Annotated in this window: 18 protein-coding genes and 1 riboswitch; of the genes, 5 read left to right on the top strand and 13 right to left on the bottom strand. The window is 36.2% G+C overall.

From position 1 onward, the window contains the following. Positions 1-357: 357 nt before the first annotated feature. Positions 358-1,020: a thiaminase II gene (tenA, locus tag J3U71_RS07350; RefSeq protein WP_267393501.1), complete on the bottom strand. Its 663-nt coding sequence runs from the start codon at positions 1,018-1,020 to the stop codon at positions 358-360. Positions 1,021-1,147: 127 nt separating this feature from the next. Continuing rightward, a riboswitch (TPP riboswitch) is annotated at positions 1,148-1,249 on the top strand. Between the two features lie 74 nt (positions 1,250-1,323). Between tenA and thiM the strand changes: the two genes are divergently transcribed. The 3 genes from thiM to thiE are packed head-to-tail and all read left to right on the top strand — an operon-like array spanning position 1,324 to position 3,596. Further along, the gene (gene thiM, locus J3U71_RS07345; RefSeq protein WP_267393499.1) at positions 1,324-2,112 is read left to right on the top strand and encodes a hydroxyethylthiazole kinase; all 789 of its coding nucleotides are present in this window, start codon (positions 1,324-1,326) and stop codon (positions 2,110-2,112) included. A gap of 14 nt (positions 2,113-2,126) precedes the next feature. Beyond that, positions 2,127-2,936, top strand: coding sequence for a bifunctional hydroxymethylpyrimidine kinase/phosphomethylpyrimidine kinase (thiD, locus tag J3U71_RS07340; RefSeq protein WP_267393497.1), 810 nt, complete (start codon positions 2,127-2,129; stop codon positions 2,934-2,936). Between the two features lie 9 nt (positions 2,937-2,945). Beyond that, positions 2,946-3,596: a thiamine phosphate synthase gene (gene thiE / locus J3U71_RS07335; RefSeq protein WP_267393495.1), complete on the top strand. Its 651-nt coding sequence runs from the start codon at positions 2,946-2,948 to the stop codon at positions 3,594-3,596. 119 nt (positions 3,597-3,715) lie between these two features. Here thiE and J3U71_RS07330 read toward each other — a convergent pair whose 3' ends face one another. From J3U71_RS07330 to J3U71_RS07285, 10 genes are all read right to left on the bottom strand, one after another. After that, positions 3,716-4,561: a hypothetical protein gene (locus tag J3U71_RS07330; RefSeq protein ID WP_267393493.1), complete on the bottom strand. Its 846-nt coding sequence runs from the start codon at positions 4,559-4,561 to the stop codon at positions 3,716-3,718. 12 nt (positions 4,562-4,573) lie between these two features. Beyond that, positions 4,574-5,335: a LiaF transmembrane domain-containing protein gene (locus J3U71_RS07325; protein ID WP_267393491.1), complete on the bottom strand. Its 762-nt coding sequence runs from the start codon at positions 5,333-5,335 to the stop codon at positions 4,574-4,576. Next, the gene (locus J3U71_RS07320) at positions 5,332-5,790 is read right to left on the bottom strand and encodes a LytTR family DNA-binding domain-containing protein (protein WP_220269723.1); all 459 of its coding nucleotides are present in this window, start codon (positions 5,788-5,790) and stop codon (positions 5,332-5,334) included. The genes J3U71_RS07325 and J3U71_RS07320 overlap by 4 nt, the downstream gene beginning before the upstream one ends. 1,215 nt (positions 5,791-7,005) lie before the next feature. Then, complete coding sequence (murQ, locus tag J3U71_RS07315) at positions 7,006-7,857, bottom strand: N-acetylmuramic acid 6-phosphate etherase (protein WP_220268713.1); 852 nt, start codon at positions 7,855-7,857, stop codon at positions 7,006-7,008. Positions 7,858-7,881: 24 nt separating this feature from the next. Further along, positions 7,882-8,727, bottom strand: coding sequence for a MurR/RpiR family transcriptional regulator (locus tag J3U71_RS07310; protein WP_220268714.1), 846 nt, complete (start codon positions 8,725-8,727; stop codon positions 7,882-7,884). Between the two features lie 125 nt (positions 8,728-8,852). Beyond that, complete coding sequence (locus tag J3U71_RS07305; RefSeq protein ID WP_220268715.1) at positions 8,853-9,173, bottom strand: PTS lactose/cellobiose transporter subunit IIA; 321 nt, start codon at positions 9,171-9,173, stop codon at positions 8,853-8,855. 14 nt (positions 9,174-9,187) lie between these two features. Further along, entirely contained in the window at positions 9,188-9,478 is a 291-nt protein-coding gene (locus J3U71_RS07300; RefSeq protein ID WP_267393486.1) for a hypothetical protein, read from the bottom strand. Then, positions 9,462-10,742, bottom strand: coding sequence for a PTS sugar transporter subunit IIC (locus tag J3U71_RS07295; RefSeq protein WP_220268717.1), 1,281 nt, complete (start codon positions 10,740-10,742; stop codon positions 9,462-9,464). The genes J3U71_RS07300 and J3U71_RS07295 overlap by 17 nt, the downstream gene beginning before the upstream one ends. A 10-nt stretch (positions 10,743-10,752) precedes the next feature. After that, positions 10,753-11,067, bottom strand: coding sequence for a PTS sugar transporter subunit IIB (locus J3U71_RS07290; protein ID WP_220268718.1), 315 nt, complete (start codon positions 11,065-11,067; stop codon positions 10,753-10,755). Between the two features lie 6 nt (positions 11,068-11,073). After that, entirely contained in the window at positions 11,074-12,516 is a 1,443-nt protein-coding gene (locus J3U71_RS07285) for a glycoside hydrolase family 1 protein (protein WP_267393482.1), read from the bottom strand. Positions 12,517-12,722: 206 nt separating this feature from the next. Here J3U71_RS07285 and J3U71_RS07280 point away from each other — a divergent pair, with 206 nt between their 5' ends. Further along, complete coding sequence (locus J3U71_RS07280) at positions 12,723-13,604, top strand: BadF/BadG/BcrA/BcrD ATPase family protein (protein WP_220268720.1); 882 nt, start codon at positions 12,723-12,725, stop codon at positions 13,602-13,604. 98 nt (positions 13,605-13,702) lie between these two features. On the opposite strand, the gene purB is transcribed toward J3U71_RS07280, so the two are convergent. Both purB and J3U71_RS07270 read right to left on the bottom strand, forming a co-directional pair. Then, complete coding sequence (gene purB, locus J3U71_RS07275; protein WP_267393480.1) at positions 13,703-14,998, bottom strand: adenylosuccinate lyase; 1,296 nt, start codon at positions 14,996-14,998, stop codon at positions 13,703-13,705. Between the two features lie 3 nt (positions 14,999-15,001). Then, on the bottom strand, positions 15,002-16,291 hold the full coding sequence (locus tag J3U71_RS07270; RefSeq protein WP_220268722.1) for an adenylosuccinate synthase: 1,290 nt from the start codon (positions 16,289-16,291) through the stop codon (positions 15,002-15,004). Between the two features lie 196 nt (positions 16,292-16,487). On the opposite strand from J3U71_RS07270, the gene J3U71_RS07265 reads away from it, so the two are divergent. After that, positions 16,488-17,480, top strand: a complete 993-nt coding sequence (locus J3U71_RS07265) for a GMP reductase (RefSeq protein ID WP_267393477.1) — start codon at positions 16,488-16,490, stop codon at positions 17,478-17,480. The last annotated feature ends 171 nt before the right edge of the window (positions 17,481-17,651 follow it).

Raw genomic sequence — 17,651 nt, 5'->3', positions numbered from 1 at the left:
ATTCATCACAGTTACAAATATTGAACAAAAATTATGCTACGAGTTTAGAGGCATTAAATAATTTTATTAGCTTAATTTTATTTGTTTCGCCATTTGCACTAATATCAACCTGGTAAGAGAAACTAACCGTCAAAACAAAAAGTCGAAATCAACTAATTTTAAAGAAAAAATAAGCAAAAGATCTTTGACACATTATTTATCAAAACAAAGCTTGCATTTGTAGAGTTTAAAAATAATATGTTAAGCAAAATTGTTTTATAAAAGTATTGACTGTTTATATAGACTTTTTACTAAATAATTAGTTCCGAAATTTGAAAATTACTTTTTTAATTAAAACAATTCTTTAGGTCAGAAAAGCTATTGCCACTGTTCTTGCTCATACGCCATTTGCCAAAACCGGCATTCATAATAGCTGCTGCGCACAAAGGCTTTCTGCATCTGCCCACGCTCTCGTTCTGAAGCTTGCGCAGCTAAGTTATTGGTCAACTTTAACATGCGACTAACATTGACGTCATACCAGTCGCTATCATAGGTCTCGATCCATTTCTGGTAAAGTGCAACCGGTGAACCCGTTTGCGCCAATGCTTGACCAATTTCCTGGTACAGCCAGTAGCAAGGCAAAATGGCACAGACACAAGGAGCAAGACCATCTTTTTCAAGCGTTTTAAACAGATGATTAACATAGGCGTACGCCGTTGGCGCTGCGTCAGTTTCTTTAATCTCATTAGATGTGACTTTTAATTCCGCTAAAAAATGTTGCTGCATCGTTATTTCACATTCTTGCAAATCTTGGGCACCTGCCAGCAAGAATTGTTGCACTTCTTGACTAGTAGTTTTCTTTGCCATTAGCCGGTGAATTTTGCTAAATTCAGCTAAATAGTACCTGTCTTGCAATAAGTAAAACCGAAAAGTAGCCAATGGCAATTGGCCACTTTGCAGCTCTTTAACAAAGGGCTGCTCCATGCTTTTTTCCCACAAATCCTTTGCCGCATAACGCAATTGTGCTGTAAATTCAGTCATTATTATCTCCCTCGCCCAATTAATAGTTGCGTGTTTTTTAGTAGTTAGTTTACCTTAGTCGAGTCACTGCAGCAATTCGGTTAAATTAGTTATTGTCTTGCCCAGCAAAAGTCGCTATAATTGAAACCGATAACACGAGGGGTGCCTTTTTGAAGGCTGAGATGGCGGATAGCCAGACCCTTTGAACCTGTAAGCTAATTCTTGCGTAGGAACGTGTCAAAATCCACTTATGCTTTGACACAAATATGTCAAAGCTTTTTTATTGACCTATAAACGGCGCAGGAGATTTTTAAAGGAGAGATTATGAAACTAAATCTGTTAGCTATATTACGTGAAACTAATCCAATTGTCCTTAATGCCGCCAATTTTGTGACCGTTCAAGATGTCGCTAACGGCTTAAATGCGCTGGGTGCCTCGCCTATCATGAGTAAGGAAATTGCTGAGGTCGAAGAAATGGTTCAGATGGCATCAAGCATTGCCATCAACCTCGGGACTTTGACTAAATTGCAAATTATGCAAATGAAAGAAATGGGGCTACTTGCCGCGCAAGCTCAAAAACCGGTTGTACTTGATCCCGTTGCCGTTGGCGCAGTCAATTACCGCCTGCAAACCGCACAAAAATTGCTAGAAGCTTTCCCAGCTACAATCATTCGTGGCAACGCTGGTGAAATTGCCTCTTTAGGTGGTTTTGCCTGGAATGCCAAAGGTATTGATGCGGGTTCAGGCAGTGGCGATCTTGACGAAATTACGCGTAAAACTGCGCAAAAATTGCATTGTACAATTATTGCCAGTGGCGTAACAGACACAATTAGCGATGGTCAAAATATCGCTCATGTTTACAATGGTACCCCGCTATTTCAGGCACACGTTGGTTCAGGTGACATGCTCTCAAGCATTGTTGCCGCCTTTGCGGCCATCTGCGATGATTCTTTTGAAGCTGCGCAAACAGCTTGCCTAGTTTTTGCAGCTACTGGAGAATTGCTCGTTAATGATCATCCTGAAGTAGGCCCTGGCACATTTAGCATGTATTTGATGGATTATTTAGCTAAAGTCAAAGAAACCGAGATTACAGCTATTGCTAAATTTGATTAAGGAGGTTAGCAATAATGACAGAAGAACTAAATTCATTTCCCCAAGTTTTGACCATTGCTGGGACTGATTCTGGTGGTGGAGCCGGAATTATGGCGGATCTAAAAACTTTTCAGATGCAACATGTTTTTGGGACAGCGGTGGTTGTAGCTGTGACTGCCCAAAACACGCTCGGAGTCCAAGACTCGTTTTTATTACCACTTGAAATGGTCGATGCCCAATTTGCGTCATTAGCCTCAGACTTTAAGATTAAGGCTTGTAAAACGGGGATGTTGGGAGATGCAGCGCACGTCCATCAAGTAGCTCTTAATCTGCAAAAATATGACTTTGGTCCGGTAACCATTGACCCAGTTATGGTGGCTAAAGGCGGAGCGCCTCTTCTTAGCCAAGATGCTATTACCACCGTTAAAAATGAGCTATTGCCGCTAGCTAACCTCATTACGCCTAACTTGCCTGAAGCAGAAGCTCTTACCGGAATTAAGGCTACTAGTGAACAAGAATATCCCCAATTAGCACAAAGTCTGCAAAAAATGGGTGTAAAAAACGTGCTTATTAAAGGCGGACATTCTAACGCTGAAGTTGTGAGCGATTACGCTTTATTAGCAGATGGCACCGACTTTTGGGTTAGCAGTCCACGGACGCACACTAACAGGACTCACGGCACTGGTGATACTCTTGCAGCCGCCATTACTGCTCAATTAGCTCTAGGCCATACTCTCAGTGAAGCAATTAAAATCGGCAAACAGTATGTCACCAAGGCGATTGAACAAACGATTCAGGTTGGTCACGGTCATGGACCACTTAATCATTGGGTTAAGGTAGATTAGGAGGAGATTATGGCTCAATTTAACGCAACACAATTAACTGCATATTTCGTCTGCGGGACACAAGACTTGCCAGCCGGAAAGACTTTACCTGAATTAGTCGAAGAAGCTTTAAAGGCAGGTATCACTGCTTATCAGTTTCGTGATAAAGGACCAAAGTCAACGTTAAACGAAGATGACCGCTTACCAATGGCAAAAGAGCTTCATGAACTTTGCCAAAAATACCATGTTCCTTTCTTCGTTGATGATGATGTCAAACTTGCCCAAAAGGTTGGTGCCGAAGGAATTCATGTTGGACAAGACGATGAAGATATTTCCCGGGTAATAAAAGATGTACAAGGAAAAATGATTGTCGGTTATTCTTGTTCAACAAGTGCTGAAATAAGTCTTGCGGATCATATTAGCGGAATTGATTATTACGGTAGTGGTCCCATCTTTGCTACTCAGTCTAAAGATGATGCTGATCCAGAAATTGGAATTGCTGGACTGACAGAATTGGTCCAACAAACGGACCGTCCAATTGTTGCAATTGGGGGTATTACAGAAAAAGATTTAACCCAAATTGCGGGCACTAAAGCTGCCGGCGCCGCTGTTATTTCAATGATCGCACAAAGCAGTAATATTGCAGAAACCGTGGCCGCTATGCTAAACGCTAATTGGTAGCATTAAAACTGCCCGCTATTTTAAACACACAAAAACTCCGTTTATTAGCGGAGTTTTTTATTGATTTAATTTTAAATAACTAACTACCGTCTCATGTTACTTTAGCCCTAATATTCTTATTACAAATTTTTTAAATAAGTTTCATAGACCGGGCACAATTCAAAGGCATAATTACGGTAAGTTCTAGTTGCCAACTTATCTGTTGAGTCAAATTCACCAGTTAAAGTCTGATATTTTGCTTGCGCCCAGCTTAATTGCCGTTGTTGTAAAAAATTCAGTAGTTCTGGTTTTACTGCTCCCATCCAGCTCCACGTTAATTCACGTGGATGATCTTCAAAGGTAAAACAGTAAGCAGCAAGCTGATTTTTTACTCTTAAAACTAGTGGCGCATTTAGCAACTGATCGGAATAAATAACTTCTTGCCATTCTTCTAAAGAAAGATCAGCCACTGGGTTAGCCCGGTGATTTTCTTGGTAATCGGCATAACTTTGCTGGGCTAATTCTGCTATTTGCTCTGGACATTTTTTTAAAGCAGTCAGACTTAAGAGCTCAAAGTTACCCACAATTTTAATTGCTTTGGTCTGCTCTAGAGCTGAAGATAAAGGCATCTTGGGCATAACCGTGGTTCTAATTAAGTGAAAGCCATTGTCCTTTGCCATAGTATTAAAGACTAGTTGCGGAGCATAATCACAAGTAATCAGGGCTTTCTTTTGCTTCTTGCGAGCAACTTGCTCCAGTTCTCCGATCATTTTCTGAAAGAGCCGTTCTTGTTCGGCTAAGGTTACTTGAGGTGAAAGATAAGCAGCAAAATTAAGAGCAGTCGGATGAAAGTCGTTAATCCAATAGGTGCTGGTCCCAATCGTTTTTCCCGCTAAAAAGTAATTTTGTTGATGTTGGGAAAATTTACCCACCATTTCTTTAATCATACGATCAGCGACCACGTTTTTAAGTAGGTCTTTAATCATTTTTATAACTTCTTATACATAATTAATCGTCACTTCACCGAATTTGCTTGATCCCTGCAAAATCACTTTAGGACCACCGCCGATTGAAGTACCATTGATTTCAACTTCACCAAAAACAGCTGCTAAATGATCTTCTATTTGCCAAGATAATGGCAGATAAATTACTACTTCACCCATTGAAGCATTCAGATTAATGACAACCGTATCACCAGCGGCCTTAGCAGAATCAAGATAAACATTAGTTTCACCTAAAGTAGAATTAATCGTCACACTTTCTAAATTTTGTGAGTGAACGTAACGTGAGACCTCAGATAAACGCTGATTAATGACAATATTGCGGTCGTTTTCATCCCTACTTCTAGAAGAAAAGTTATCGCCTGTGGTTTTAAACTTACCATCTTCCCAGATTTGGTCATATTTATATTGGTGATGATTGATGCGAAATGGCGTGTCACGGCGCCAACCTTTAGCAAAAATCAGGCATAAGCCAACATATACCAAACATGCGGCCAGTAATAAGGTCCACGGGACAATTTTAGTAATATGAAGCGGTCCAGCGTAAACAATTAGTAAAAATGTTACTGAAAAGACCATTCCAAAGATGCTTTTACCAGCAATGCTATTAATCAGTAAAATACCAAAAACGGCTGTCCAAAAAATAGTACTTAAGCCTAAATGAAATGATAAAAGGTGCATTTGATTCATAACAATATAGACTGCTGCAGCAACTAACCCAATGCCCCAAAGTATTTCTTTAATTTTTTGTTTCTTCATGACGATGACCTTCTCTCGTTTAATCGATCACTTAAACTGTGATAATAGCGGCGCGATACATAGACGGTTTTATATGAATCCCGAAAATGAACTTGACAATTTGAGATTGACCTAGTTAACGCATAGATCTGTTTTAAATTTAAAATTGTTGATTTTGAAATCCTCATAAATTGGCTGCTCAACAAATTTTCTAATTCATAAAGTTTGTAATTGACAGTAAAAGCTTCCGCTTTCGTATGCGCGATTACCTGACGCCCCTCAGTTTCAAAAAACAAAATATCCGCTAGATTTACATAATAGGTTAATTCATCTTTATGACACTCGAGCTGATCAGGTCGTCCATCCAATTCTTGCAATTGGCGATAAATTTGTTCCACTTCGGGGGACAGTTCCCGTGCATGAATGGTAACTGACGGTTCTTCTTGTTCTGGGTCAAGCTCAATTTTCACCTTCAAGATTCTCACCTGCCTTTCATCTGATATTTTTATTAAACGCTAATTAATTTTTAAAAGCCAGTTTATTTTCTCAAGTGGTTACTTTTTTTGCTTAAGTGGTCAAACAAAAAGAGCTAAACTGTAGGACGCAAAATTTTTCTTAGAGTCTGAAAACAGATAAAGAAAAAGAATTTTTCGTCTTTAAGTAGCTCTAGATAGACATATCCTTAAATAATACACACTTTATCTAGTAGGGAGTTAATTAAGTTATCTTTGTCCCATAATTGTTAACAAAAAAGTATAGATGAACCAACTCAAATACCTTTTAGATGATAAATAGATTTTGGTATAACTTTCACTGGTAATTTAATCTTTCTTAGGATAATAATTATCGTCACTAACTGTGGAAAATACAATGGTAAAGATAATGGTATTACATATGTAAAAATGTTTGCGTTCTATTCCAGATAAGCATTGCTTTACTGCCAGTGTACATTTTATTTATAACTAAATATCTTCATTTGCGCCGTGTGCTAGACAGCTCATCACACCTTTATAAATTAGTGATTAAGCCTCAAATTTATGTAGTCACAGTCACATATAATTTGTACGTTATTTTCATTAGTTAAAAGTGGTTAAATAGATTTTCAATTATGATAATATCATCTTTTATTTCAAATCAATAACAAGTCACTGACCAAGTGTTTGTATTAATCTTAATAATCCTTTTTTTGCTGTTTCGAATCATTGCTCGGTCGTATATTTGATATAATTGTATTCATGCTTGTCAAAGCTAAACAAATGATTGCTTAATAGTCTGTGAAGAATTTACATTCTTGCCTGATCAAACTGATAATTTTATCAATAAGACAAATCTTAACTTTTTATACATCAAGTGATAAAGAAATTCAGTAACAAATATAAACATACTATATGACACTAAAAATATCACAAAGTTTTTCAAAATATGCCAAGCACTATAATTTATGCATCATAGCTAAATTGATATTAATGACGGTAATAAAAAAACAGATTGATACTATATTAATAACTATGTCTAGAAGATACTGTCGAAATCGTCACTTCAATCACCTTTTGCAACATTTACAAATGAAAGACTTGAGACTGGTTATAATAATTGTGAAACTTTACTTTTGAATGAACTTAATATTATTAACTCAAAACTTTTTCGAAAGTAATTATATTAAATACATATTTTGAAAAGTAATCCATTCCTTAGCTAAATTTTTCCGTATTAGAACTTTTTCTTGCTTTAGCCATCGTGATTGCTAACGGGACTTGCATGTTTGCTTTTTCTAATAACTTTGAAGCTTCTTTAAGTGAAATATTAGTACAATCACAAATTATTCTTTCAGCTCGATTAATTAATTTATTGTTAGTAGGTTTAACATCAATCATTATGTTTTGATATACTTTTCCTTGCCTTATCATGACACCAGTTGAAATCATATTAAGAATCATTTTTTGAGCCGTTCCTGCTTTCATTCTGGTTGACCCAGTGATTACTTCTGGTCCTACTACGGCTTCAATTGGAACCTTTGCTATTTTCCCTATTTTACTGTTTTTAACACATGCAATAGAAATTGTGAGCGATCCGATCTTTTTAGCATACTTTAGACCACCAATTACATACGGGGTTCGCCCACTAGCAGCTAATCCTAACACAATATCAGCAGATGATAGCTTTATTTTTTTTAAATCTTTTTCAGCCAGTTTTTCAGAATCTTCGGACTTTTCAATGGCAGTATACATTGCTGTACTACCACCAGCAATTAATCCAATAGCTCGTTGAGGGCTAATTCCATAAGTAGGAACCAATTCCACAGCATCTAAGACTCCGAGTCGACCACTTGTACCTGCACCAATATAAATTAAACGACCACCCTTCTTATAATTATGACTTGCTAAGTCAATTGCTTTCGCAATTTTAGTTTTTTGGGTACCTACAGAGACTGCAACTTTTTGATCTTCTGTGTTGATAGCTTTCACCATGTCAAGAGTAGACATAGTATCAATGTGTATGGTATTGGGATTTCTTTGTTCAGTTATTAAATCTTTAATGGACATGTTTTCTAACTCTTTCTAATATTTTTAACTATCCTCTTTTAATTGATTGGTTAATAGTTCGGTGTTTCTCATTTTTTCCTTTAAATTTGGTACGTTATTAATGGAAGCTAAATAAATTAAACTTGATATATACATTTCGGAAAGAAGTGAGTCAATTGCACCTATACGCAATAACTTTTCTCTATCTGGCAGACTAACAATTATATCAGCAATGCTTAATAAAGCTGATGCCTGTCCTCGTGTAATAGCTATAATGGGAGTCTTGTTTTTCTTTGCTTGTTTAGCTATATAAATTATTTCTTCAGTTAGTCCACTATAAGAGAAAATTATTACTACATCCTGCGGTGTAGAATAATATATTCTTTCAAGTGCTATATGAGAATCGTCATTATAGCATACACTCTTGCCACTTCTAATAAATTTAAAAAACAAATCTTGTGCTGCTAATCCCGAAGCTCCCACTCCTTCGATATAAATCTGATTTGCTTTCTGCAATTGCACTACAACTTTTTGTAATGTACCAACATCTAGTAAAGCATAAGTACTTCTTAAGTTATTTATAACATTCCGATAAAATATTTTGATAATTTCTTCAAGAGTATCATTAGGACTGACGAAGGTATTTAATTCTGAAATTTCATTTTTTGACACTCCTTTTGCTAATACAATCTTAAAATCTTTCAGTCCTTTAAATCCCATTTGTTGACAAAAACGAATTATCGAAGCCGAACTTGTCCCGGTTTCAGTTCCTAAGTGTTGCGCATCTAAGTTTAAGAATGTATTAGAATTTTTCAAAAGATAATCCGCAATTTTTTTAGAAGATCCTTTAAAGTTGGAATAATTATTTGTTATTTTATTTATAAGATCCATCCTAACAGCCGCCCTTTCGATGATTATTATATAAAATTATTACATATATAGTAATAATTTTATTATATATCATTAAAAGAGGGCCGTGAATTAATATATTAGTTGCCGCCCTCTTTTATTAAATATCAAATTAACTTATTTATTTCTTTCTGCATAATAATCATTTGTTCAATCAATGATTGTTCCGACATTGTTGTCATAAATTGATCTTGAGCATGAATTAATAGTAATGAATTTTCTAATTTTTTGTTTAAATCTTCTTGAATAAGTTTGGTTTGAACATTATGAGCTAATACCAATTTATCATCTACCGATTTTAATAATTCTTCAGTTTTATTATAATTATTTCCTCGTGTTTCTTTTAATGCCTCATACAAGTCAGCTCTAGCAGTCCCAGAATAAGTAATTAGCTTAAATATCTCATTTTCTACCTCTTTTGGATCCATATAACTTAACCTTTCTAAAAGCGATATACAAACAAATACATTAATATACCACTTACAATCATTGTCATTACCGCAAAATATATATACCGCTTAAAATTAAATTTTTCTTTATAATCACCATATAGTAAAGTGGAAGGAAAAAGTAGACCGATAGAAACAACATTACCAAAAAACATTAGTGCCTTACATGGCCAAACATCCATAACTACAATGATAATTAAATTTACAATTGCCAACCCAGCGACAAACAATATCGTCCCTTTAAATTTTAATTGAGTTTTCTTAGTGTTATTCATCTTTTTCATCTGGTACATCCGCTTGTTCTTTAGCCAATTCATTTTTGTCATACATCATTACAAACGGCCAATAAATAATAGTAGAAATTAGAATATTTACTAAGCAAAGTATAATGGCACGCCAATCACCGCCAGTAGCTAGAAAGGCTCCAATTGGAGCTGGAAGCGTCCAAGGTGGCTGAACAAACATCATATGTACCCAGCCCAGTTTAAATGAAACCCAAGTTACTGTTGTCATTATAACTGGAGCCATTATAAACGGAATCAAGAATATAGGGTTGAGCATAACTGGAAATCCGAAAATGATAGGCTCATTAATATTAAAAATACTTGGTATTAAACAAGCTCTTGTAATTGATTTTGTATAATTAGCCTTTCCAATACAAATTGCTGCAATTATTAGTCCAATTGTAGCACCAGAGCCACCAATCCAAATAAACCATTGGAAGAAGGTTTCAGGAGCAATATGGGTTGGTTGTAAGCCATGAGTCATTCTTTCAGCATTTTCACTAAAATATTGCAGCCAAATAGGTCTAGCAACGGAGCCAACAATAGAGTCACCATGAATACCAAAAAACCAGAAAAATACGACCAAGATTACAGGCACCAAAACGCCAATAAAAGTATCACCAGCTTTAACAAGTGGCGAAAAAATATTTTGAATTAATACTTCGATATTAATCTTAAATACCACATTAATTAGTGTCATAATCAAAATTATAATTCCAGCCGGAATAATTGCCTCAAATGAATGTGCTACTGAGCTCGGCACTTGTTCAGGCATTTTAAATACCAAATTATGTTGCTTACAAAAACGTAAAATTTCCACCGAACAAATTGCTAGAATCATACATGGGAAAATACCCACTGAACCTAGAGAAGCCATCGGCAAAAGAATATCTCCTGACTTACTAATTATCGGCATAATACTTAATAAGAAAGCAGCAACCGATAATTGACCACCAGCTAATGGATCTAATTTATAACTTTTCGATAAATTATATCCAATGCCAAAACAAATATATAATGACATAATCCAGAAAGTCATCCGATACGGAATTAAAATCTGTTGTACGTGTTTTGTTGCCCAAATATGATAGCCCCAATCATTTGGAATAGGTGGCATTGCAATAATTAGGAAAAAGCTTCCAATAATAATTAATGGGATTGCTGAAACAACACCATCTCGAATAGCCCGTAAATGTCTTTGCTCAGAAATTTTAGATAAAGGTTGGGCAAACTTAGAATCTAGTCTATCAAAGAATTTATTCATGAAAACCACCTTAATTCTCTGTATCCTCTTCAACAAGGTTTAAGACATGCTTTCCCCCCAGCGGACTGTAATCTCTAGGTGGAATGGCTCTTATTTTAATTCCCTTTGCCTCAGCAAATTTTTTAAAAATATCAAATCTATTTCTAACTTGTGGTGCAACCAAAATAATATCCCAAACGCCTTGGTTTATAGCATCTTCAGCTTGTCCTGAACCTACAGCACTGGATTCAATTTGTACTCCGGCTTTTTCAGCCTCGTCTTTCAGGGCTTTCTCAATAATTGCACTAGACATGCCCCCTGAACAGATAAATAACACTTTTTTCATTTTTACTTACTCCTTTTTCTTTTTTCTTTGAGACTCAATAAAATGTTTATACCAATCAAAGCTATCTTTTTTATACCGCTTAAACGTCCCGTTGCCGGTGTTATCTGCATCTACATATACCACACCATATCGTTTATCCATTTCGCAACTGCCAGCAGATATAATATCTATAATCCCCCATGCAATATAAGCTCTGACGTCTACGCCTTCTTTCACTGCTTTTATAATTTGGTTGAAGTGTGCATTAAAATAATCAATTCGATATTGGTCATGAATTTTATGATCCTTGGTCAAAATATCTTTAGCACCCATACCATTTTCGGAAATCATCACTGGCTTATTGTATCGATCATAGACTTTATGCAAAGTGGTTCTTAAACCAATAGGATCAATTTGCCAACCCCATCTAGTTGCTTTTAAAAAGGGATTTTTGGTTGTAGCAACTAAATTGCCTGCGGTTTGATTCTCGTTTTCTTCAACCGAACAAATACTAGAATCATAGTAAGAAAATGTGACAATATCGCATATATTATTTTTTAACAGTTCTTTATCTTGGGCAGAAATTTTAAAATGAACGTCATGCTCCTTAAAGAATTGCTTTGCATAATAGGGATATTCTCCTTTTGCCAAAACATCCATACAAAACCATTGATTAATCTCTTCTACCTTTACCTGTTCTAAATTGTCCTCAGGCTTAGGAGTTAAAGGATAGTAACAAAAGCAAGAAATCATCGCACAAAATTTGCCTTTTATATTAAGTTCCTTGCCCAATTCAATTGTCTTTGCACTAGCAATAAACTGATGATGTAAGGAAAGAAAAATATCATTGTAGCTATATGTACCATTTTGGGGCTTAACTAGCGCCACACCATTATACGGGCTAAAGTAGCCGGCATTAATTTCATTGATTGGCAACCAGTAGTCAATAATTGATCCCCATTTTTGGAGAAGAAAGGACGAGAACCTCATATAGGCATTCACAGTTTTAATTGATGTCCATCCTTTATATTTTTCAACTAAATTGAGAGGAATAGCATAATGATCAATTGTAATAAAGATTTTGATTCCAGCATCATGGAGTTTATTTAAGATCTTGTCGTAATATTCTACCCCCACTGGATTTGGTTTAAGCTCTTCACCTGTCGGAAATAGTCTTGACCAACTAATAGAAAGTCGATAAATATCTAGATCCAAATCTTTTAGCAAATCAATATCTGATAGTCCATATTCATATCCTTTTGTTCCTACTCTAAACGGATAATAATATGGGCTTTCTTTGTTTTTCGCTTCATCAATTTGTTTTTGGGTTAACAGTCTAGTTTCTGTAGTGGCATTACTAGTCCTTGGCAGATAGGGACGGCAATCTTGAGTATCAATACCCTTACCATCTTTAAAACCGCCTTCATACTGACTTGCAGATGTTGCTCCACCCCATAATATATGTTTCACCTCTTAGCCTTCTTTCTTTGTAATCACTTACATTTTTATTATAGCAACTTTTTAAAAATTTGAAATAATATTTCAAAATATTTTTTTGCTTAATCTAAATTTTAAAAAATACTAATTGAAAGCTATTAATTCGATATAATAGTTGTATTTTTATTACAAAGGCTACATAATAAAGATATAATAATATATCAAAGAGGTAAAGAACCATGCAATATCGAATTGGCGTAGACAGCGGTGGGACACACGTAGTCGCAAACGCATATAGTAAGGATTTAAACTCATTATCATCTGTAATTTTTGGGCCTGGAAATATTTTTACAAATGCAGAAGAAGCAGTAACAAATATTAGCTCAGCTATTAAAAATGCTGCAATCAAAGGCCAAACATGTGAAAAAATTTTAATTGGAATTGCCGGATTAGAATCATCACTATCCCCCGAACTATATCTTGATAAAATAAAAACAAATGTAAAAGAAATTTGTACGGATATTCATTTTATAAGCGATGCAAAGCTTGCATTAATTAATGGTTTAAAAGGAAAAGACGGCTTTTTAACTATTGCTGGAACTGGGTCAATAGTTTACGGCAAGCAAAACGAAAAATATTTACGTGCAGGTGGATGGGGATATTTATTGGATGATATTGGTTCTGCTTACCGAATAGCTCAAGAAGCTACTATTAATATGTTGCAAGACTATGATTCAGGTAAACCATGTTCATATCAGCAAACAATTTTTAAATACTTTCACGTACAGACAGTACATGAATTAATCTCTAAATACTATCAGATAGAACATACTCAAATTGCAAATTTCTCACTAGAATTGGCTAAAATTGCAGAAAAAGGTGATCGACAAGCAGTCAAAGTTTTCGAACTTCAAGGAAAACAACTGGCCGAAGAAATAATAAGATTAATTCAAAGGTATCCGGCAAATGAAATTGAATATCGATTAGCTTTATCAGGTTCTGTGTTAATTAAAAATTTAATCGTTCAAAATAAAGTGAAAGAAGTAATTTTAAAAAAATTTCCTCAAATGAAAATTACTATTTCTACTCACAATAATAATATGGCTGTTAATTACATATAAAGCTATAAATTTATCAATTTTGACCATTTTTCAACTTAAAAAAAGAACTAGTTTTCGTTAAATAGCGAAAAGTAGTTCTTAGTTAATAGTATTTTGTTTTATTCTAAACCGACTTTTTTAAAAATATCGTCAACGTGGCGCAAGTGATAGTGGTAATCAAAAGCATCCGCAACATCATCTTCTGAAAGATAATTCATAATTCTACTGTTCTCAACTAATTTTCTAAATGAAATTCCTTCATTCCAAGATTTAGTTGTCAGTTTTTGCACCATATCATATGCGTCTTCACGAGAAAGCCCTGCTTCATCGATTAGTTTAAGCAGCAGTCTTTGTGAATAAATTAAGCCATAAGTTTTATCCATATTCTTGAGCATGGTTTCGGGGAAAACATCAAGATTGGTCAAAATTCGGTTAAATCGATTTAACATATAATCAATGCCAATCGTGGTATCAGGCAAAATAATTCGTTCGGCACTTGAATGCGAAATATCGCGTTCGTGCCAAAGAGTGACATCCTCATACGCCGTTACAATGTGCCCACGCAAAACCCGCGCCATTCCACACAGATTTTCTGAGCCAATTGGATTGCGTTTATGCGGCATCGCGGATGAACCCTTTTGTCCCGCACGGAAATGCTCTTCAACTTCATGAATTTCCGACCGTTGCAAGCTGCGGATTTCTGTTGCCCAATTTTCAATGCTAGTGGCAATTAAGGCTAGTGTAGCAATGTATTCTGCGTGCAAATCGCGGGGCAAAATTTGACTTGTAATCGGCTGTTGAGTCAGCCCAAGCTGTTGAAGCACACTGGTTTCAATTTCCGGTGGCACATTCGCAAAAGTACCAACCGCACCAGAAATTTTACCGGATTCTACGCCTTTAGCAGCATGTTCAAAGCGATCAATATCGCGGTTGATTTCTGCATACCAGCGAGCCAGTTTTAAACCAAAAGTAGTAGGTTCAGCTTGCACACCATGCGTGCGACCCATTTCAACGGTATTTTTGTATTTACGCGCTTTTGCTGCAATCGTCTTTTTCAATTCCTGCAAGTCTTGCCTAATGATTTCATCGGCTTGTTTGAGAATATAACCTTGGGCAGTATCAACAACATCAGTTGAAGTCAGGCCAAAGTGAACCCACTTTTTCTCCGGGCCAAGGCTTTCAGAAACCGTTCTAGTAAATGCGACAACATCATGATGCGTTACTTGTTCGAGTTCAGCCACTCTTTCGGCTGTAAAACGAGCATTTTGCGCAATTTTGACAGCATCCTCTCGTGGCACTTCGCCGATTTCGCTCCAAGCATTTGTCGCAGCAATCTCAACTTTTAGCCAAGCTGCATATTTATTTTCATCTGACCATATTTTGCCCATTTTGGGGCGAGTGTATCGTTCTAACATCAATTACATTTCCCAAGGATTACGTAAAACAATTGTTTGTTTACGTTCTGGTCCAACCGAAACGGTCACCAGCGGAACGCCAACTAACTCAGCAACACGGTTTAGGAATTTTTGCGCATTTTCAGGCAAATCTTCCCAGGTTTTGGCATTAGTAATATCTTCTTGCCATGCAGGTAATTCTTCATAAACTGGCTTGCAGCGCTCTAATTCTTTTAGACTGGCTGGATAGTAATCGATTTCTTGACCATCTAGTTCATATGCGGTCGCAATCTTAATTGTGTCAAAACCACTGAAGATATCAAGCAAGTTCAAGCTTAAGCCGTTAATGCCAGCAACTCGTTTAGCATGACGCAATGCAACGGAGTCAAACCAGCCAACCCGCCGTGGTCGACCGGTAACTGTGCCGTATTCATGAGCAGTTTCACGGATGCGGTCGCCAGTCTCATCAAGAAGTTCTGTTGGGAATGGACCAGCACCAACACGAGTAGTGTAAGCCTTGCAAACACCAATTACAGTGTTTAGTCGGTTAGCGCCAATCCCAATTCCGCTAGCAATTCCACCTGAAATTGTATTTGATGAAGTTACAAATGGGTATGTTCCTTCATCTAAGTCGAGCATAATTCCCTGTGCACCTTCAAACAGTACTTTTTCATCGTTATCTAGCGCATCATTAACTAATACAGAAGTATCAGTTACGTATTTTTTCATTTTTTGGCCGTATTCATAGTACTTGTTGAAGATTTCGTCATAATCAAGTTCAGGCTTGCCATAAATTTTAGTAAATAATTCGTTTTTAGCAGCTAAATTAGCGCGTAATTTTTCTGCAAATGTATCTTTTTCAAGTAAATCACAAACTCTAATACCAATTCTTGAAGCCTTATCCATGTAAGTTGGCCCAATACCATTTTTGGTTGTGCCAATTTTATTTGCACCTTTTGCTTCTTCTTGATACTCGTCTTGCTTAATATGATAAGGCATGATGACATGAGCACGGTTGGAAATTCGTAATTTGCTGGTATCAATCCCATTTTTTTTAAGGTTTTCAAGTTCACCTAATAAAACCTCTGGGTTAATTACTACACCATTACCGATAACTGCTCCTTTAGCAGATGCGAAAATACCGGATGGAATTAAGCGCATCTTAAAAGTTTGATTATCGATTTCAATTGTGTGCCCAGCATTATTACCACCATTGGAACGAACGGAGTAAGCTGCTTCCTTACTCAAAAAATCGGTTATTTTACCTTTTCCTTCGTCGCCCCATTGGCTACCAACAACTGTAACTGCTGTCATTTTCCTTCACCTCATTAAAAATCTACAAATATCACGTAAATAGTCTAGCAATTTAAGCTATCATAGTCAAATTTAAATGCGAATTATTCTGACTAATCTATTTTAAATAGTTCGATTTTTATATTGACAAGAATATGCTTTTTGATTATAGTAACTTGGTTTGGAAAAAGACATTTAAATAGGAGCCGATTTACTTATGAGTAATTATTTTAGTGTAGAAGCCTTTGATTACGATGATATTCAACTTGTTCCTAACAAAGGAATTATCAAAAGCCGTCATGATGCGGATACCAGTGTTAAGTTTGGAAGCCGAACATTTAAAATTCCGGTTGTTCCAGCAAACATGGAGAGCGTGATTAATGACGATTTGGCTATTTGGCTTGCGGAAAACGACTATTACTATGTAATGCACCGCTTTCACCCAGAAAAGCGACTGGATTTCATCAAAATGATGCATGAAAAAGGCCTTTTTGCTTCAATTTCTGTCGGTATTAAAGAGGACGAATATAGCTTCATTGATCAACTATCAGCTGAAAAAATCGTTCCTGAATATATTACGATTGATGTCGCACACGGCCACTCTGTCTATGTCATCGACATGATTAAATACATTAAAGAAAAATTACCGGATACTTTCTTAACTGCGGGAAACATTGCCACGCCAGAAGCTGTTCGTGAACTAGAAAACGCTGGTGCTGATGCTACCAAAGTTGGAGTTGGTCCTGGACGTGCATGTATTACCAAACTTAAAACCGGTTTTGGTACTGGTGGCTGGCAGCTAGCTGCTCTTAGAATGTGTAGTAAAGTTGCCAGTAAGCCACTAATCGCTGATGGCGGTATCCGTTATAACGGCGATATAGCAAAATCTATTCGCTTTGGTGCAACAATGGTTATGATTGGGTCAATGTTAGCCGGTCACAAAGAATCCCCAGGTAACGTTATCAAAATTGACGGTAAAACCTACAAACAATATTGGGGCTCCGCATCCGAAGTTCAAAAGGGAGCCTACCGCAACGTTGAAGGTAAACAAATGCTTGTACCATATCGGGGACCAATTGCTGATACCTTGACCGAAATGCAGGAAGACTTGCAATCTTCTATCTCTTATGCTGGTGGTAAAACGCTCAGTTCAATTAAGCTTGTTGATTATGTTATCGTTAAAAACACCATTATGAACGGTGATAAATAGTTGCTAATTTATCCAGATAAGTAATTTGTTATAGCATAAAATAACTATTTCCGTTAAAATAATAATATCTCAGTGCGATTAGGTAGCAGCACTGGGATTTTTTTGTTTTAGCTAATAATTAAATCTTAGAAGATAACTGGTTGAGCCAAGATCTAGCAGATCTTTGATTGT

This window comes from Lactobacillus sp. B4015, assembly GCF_026536055.1.
GTDB lineage: Bacteria > Bacillota > Bacilli > Lactobacillales > Lactobacillaceae > Lactobacillus > Lactobacillus panisapium.
Note: the sequence above shows the minus strand (reverse complement) of the source record. Positions and strands in the feature narration are given on the sequence as shown.

Coding starts and splice junctions, on each gene's coding strand:
- tenA (WP_267393501.1), bottom strand. CDS start 1,020: ATGACTGAATTTACAGCACAATTGCGTTATGCGGCAAAGGATTTGTGG.
- thiM (WP_267393499.1), top strand. CDS start 1,324: ATGAAACTAAATCTGTTAGCTATATTACGTGAAACTAATCCAATTGTC.
- thiD (WP_267393497.1), top strand. CDS start 2,127: ATGACAGAAGAACTAAATTCATTTCCCCAAGTTTTGACCATTGCTGGG.
- thiE (WP_267393495.1), top strand. CDS start 2,946: ATGGCTCAATTTAACGCAACACAATTAACTGCATATTTCGTCTGCGGG.
- J3U71_RS07330 (WP_267393493.1), bottom strand. CDS start 4,561: ATGATTAAAGACCTACTTAAAAACGTGGTCGCTGATCGTATGATTAAA.
- J3U71_RS07325 (WP_267393491.1), bottom strand. CDS start 5,335: ATGAAGAAACAAAAAATTAAAGAAATACTTTGGGGCATTGGGTTAGTT.
- murQ (WP_220268713.1), bottom strand. CDS start 7,857: ATGTCCATTAAAGATTTAATAACTGAACAAAGAAATCCCAATACCATA.
- J3U71_RS07310 (WP_220268714.1), bottom strand. CDS start 8,727: ATGGATCTTATAAATAAAATAACAAATAATTATTCCAACTTTAAAGGA.
- J3U71_RS07305 (WP_220268715.1), bottom strand. CDS start 9,173: ATGGATCCAAAAGAGGTAGAAAATGAGATATTTAAGCTAATTACTTAT.
- J3U71_RS07300 (WP_267393486.1), bottom strand. CDS start 9,478: ATGAAAAAGATGAATAACACTAAGAAAACTCAATTAAAATTTAAAGGG.
- J3U71_RS07295 (WP_220268717.1), bottom strand. CDS start 10,742: ATGAATAAATTCTTTGATAGACTAGATTCTAAGTTTGCCCAACCTTTA.
- J3U71_RS07290 (WP_220268718.1), bottom strand. CDS start 11,067: ATGAAAAAAGTGTTATTTATCTGTTCAGGGGGCATGTCTAGTGCAATT.
- J3U71_RS07280 (WP_220268720.1), top strand. CDS start 12,723: ATGCAATATCGAATTGGCGTAGACAGCGGTGGGACACACGTAGTCGCA.
- purB (WP_267393480.1), bottom strand. CDS start 14,998: ATGTTAGAACGATACACTCGCCCCAAAATGGGCAAAATATGGTCAGAT.
- J3U71_RS07270 (WP_220268722.1), bottom strand. CDS start 16,291: ATGACAGCAGTTACAGTTGTTGGTAGCCAATGGGGCGACGAAGGAAAA.
- J3U71_RS07265 (WP_267393477.1), top strand. CDS start 16,488: ATGAGTAATTATTTTAGTGTAGAAGCCTTTGATTACGATGATATTCAA.